Origin of the sequence: Kitasatospora sp. NPDC057512 (genome assembly GCF_042802135.1) — a bacterium.
In the GTDB taxonomy this organism is placed as follows: Bacteria; Actinomycetota; Actinomycetes; order Streptomycetales; family Streptomycetaceae; genus Kitasatospora.
In genome coordinates, this window is the sequence record NZ_JBHVET010000939.1 from 1 (window position 1) to 2,720 (window position 2,720).

Sequence of the window (2,720 nt, forward strand, 5' to 3'; positions counted from 1 at the left end):
GGGTTACTCCCCCTCGTGCTCGTGCTCCTGCGGGGCCGACCGGTCGGCCCCGCGCTCACGGGAGTTACTCGTCGGCGACGGCCCCGGGGAGGTCGAAGACGGCGTCGGCCCCGCGCTCGCGGGGGTTACTCCCAGTTCGCCACGTCCGTTCACCTCTCGCAGTGGTCGGCCCCGCGCTCGCGGGGGTTACTCCGCGCTGACGAAGGTCGGTGCTCCGGCACTGGCGTCGGCCCCGCGCTCGCGGGGGTTACTCCGGGCCTGATCGGCTTCGCTCCATCCCTGGCCTGTCGGCCCCGCGCTCGCGGGGGGGGTTACTCGGAGGGGACGGACGTGACCGACTTCGAGATAGTGTCGGCCCCGCGCTCGCGGGTGGCTTTGCTCATATGAACGAGCCGGCGGCAACGGTGCGCGGAGCGGTGGCTCGCCGCCCTGGAACTCTGCTGAAGCCGGCCGACTCCGGATCTAGGATCTGCGGCATGGCAACACGACTCGTGCAGATCAACATGAAGGCCCAGGACGATGCCGCGCTCGGCCGGTTCTGGGCGGAGGCACTCGGTTGGGGTGTCGACAGCGAGGGCCCCGGCGTGACCAACCTCGAACCGGTCGGCTTCGCATACCCCGACCCCGCGGCCGTCTGCGTCGACCTCATCGCCCGCCCGGAACCCAAGACGGTGAAGAACCGGGTGCACCTCGACCTGGCCACCACCTCGGCGGCCCATCAGGCGGAGCTGGTCGCACGCTTGAAGGACCTCGGCGCGACGATCGCCGACGTGGGGCAGGGCGACGTCCCCTGGACGGTCATGGCCGACCCCGAGGGCAACGAGTTCTGCGTCCTGGAGCCCCGGGAGATCTACCGGGACACCGGGCCGATCGCCGCAGTGGTGGTCGACTGCACCGACCCGCGGGCGATGGCCCGGTTCTGGGGCGAGGCAATGGACTGGACGGTGCACGAGGCCGCCGACGACCACGCGACCATGCGGTCCGCCCACGGCGTCGGCCCCTACCTGGAGTTCGTCCGCACCCCCGACACCAAGAGCGGGTGGAACCGCGTCCACCTGGACGTCAGCCCCTACCGCGGTGACGACCCGGCAGCCGAGGAGGCCAGGCTGCGCGCTCTGGGCGCCTCCGACCCGGGCATCGACCAGTCCGCCATCTCGTGGCGGATCCTGACCGACCCGGAGGGCAACGAGTTCTGCCTGCTCAGCCCCCGCTAGCCCGGCTCCACCCCAGGCCGATCACCTGCTCGACCACCGCTATGCCTAAGCCCGTGCGAAGTTGTGATCAGGATCCAATCGACGGACCCGCCGGAGCAGATCAACCGCGAGGTCAAGCACCGCACCGATCCGGTCACCCGGTTCTCGGCGTCCCGGTCGCTCGGCAGCGGCGGGGCCGGCGGCTCCATTGTTCCCAGGCGGATCAAAGGCCTGGAACACGGTTTTCGTGAACGCGGTACGGGTTTCCCGGAATTCGTGTCGCACGGCTGCGCCGATCTTTACGATGAGCCCCCTCGGGGCCCGATGGACGACGGGTGCCCGGAAGTCGGTTCCGCGAATGGAGTCCCCGGATGCTTGTTCGCCCGTCCCGGCCCGCCGGCTCCCCCGGCGGGCCGCACGCGTTCTTCATGCCGTTCGCGCAGCGTACGAGTCCCCATCTCGAACGGGTCCGTGCCGAGGTGAGGGCCTGGGCGGAGCGAACGGGCCTGTTCGAGGACGCCTACACCTCGCGGTGGCCCCGGCAGTGGAGCCGGGAGACCTACGAGAAGGCGGACTTCCCCCTGTGGGTAGCGATGACCCATCCGGACGCCGGGCCCGACGAGCTCACCTTGACGGCCGCCTGGCACGTCGCCCTCTGGTTCGTCGACGACCTCTTCCTCCCCCTGTGCCGCGACGCGGCCGACCGGGACGCCGTGCTCCACCGGATCGACCGCCTGCTGCGGTTCCTCCCCGTCGAGGGGCCGCCCGCCCTGATCGACCCGGTGCCGCGGAACCCGGTCGAGCGGGCCTTCGCCGACCTGTGGCCGAGGACCGCACCCACGATGAGCCCCGCCTGGCGCCGCCGCTTCGCCTCCGATGTCGAACGGTTCCTGCGCGGCTCCCTGGGGGAGCTGGACCGGCTCGACCGCGGCGGCGAAGGCGCGGGCGTCGACGATCCGATCGAATACGTCCACGCCCGCCGGGAGTTCGGCGGACTGCCGGTGACCGCCACCCTCATGGAGCACGGCCTCGGCGAGATCCCCGGCCAGGTGCACCGCCTACAGCCGTTCCAGAGCGCGCTGCGCGCCTTCGCCGACGTCATCAGCCTGCACAACGACATCGTCTCCTACCATCGCGAGGTCGGCGAGGGCGGCGTCGGGAACAACGGCGTCGAAGTCCTGCGCAGGTCCCTCACCCGCGACCACGACCTCGCGGACGCCTTCGCCCTGATGAACCGGCTGCTCACCTGCCGGGTACGGACCCTGGAGACCACGGTCCTCCCGGAGCTCGACCAGGCCATGGCCGACGAGGGGATCGGTGAGCCGCTGGCCTCCCGGACCAGGTCCTACGTCCAGGCACTCATGACCGCGACCGCCGGCTCCTACGCCTGGCACGAGGCGACCGGCCGCTTCGACCGGCCACCGCTGCCCGCCTTCCCCCAGGGCCCGACCGGCCCGGGCACCTCCGCCGCGCGTTGGCGCGCCTCGCCGGAGCCATCCGCCGCACGGGGTGGCGCCGTTCGGTGAC

At 71.7% G+C, this 2,720-nt stretch carries 2 protein-coding genes; both read left to right on the forward strand.

What is annotated here, in order from left to right:
* Positions 1-476: 476 nt before the first annotated feature.
* Positions 477-1,214: a VOC family protein gene (locus ACFU6K_RS35980; RefSeq protein WP_380670388.1), complete on the forward strand. Its 738-nt coding sequence runs from the start codon at positions 477-479 to the stop codon at positions 1,212-1,214.
* A 350-nt stretch (positions 1,215-1,564) separates the two neighbouring features.
* Positions 1,565-2,719, forward strand: coding sequence for a terpene synthase (locus tag ACFU6K_RS35985; protein WP_380670390.1), 1,155 nt, complete (start codon positions 1,565-1,567; stop codon positions 2,717-2,719).
* Position 2,720 lies beyond the last annotated feature (1 nt).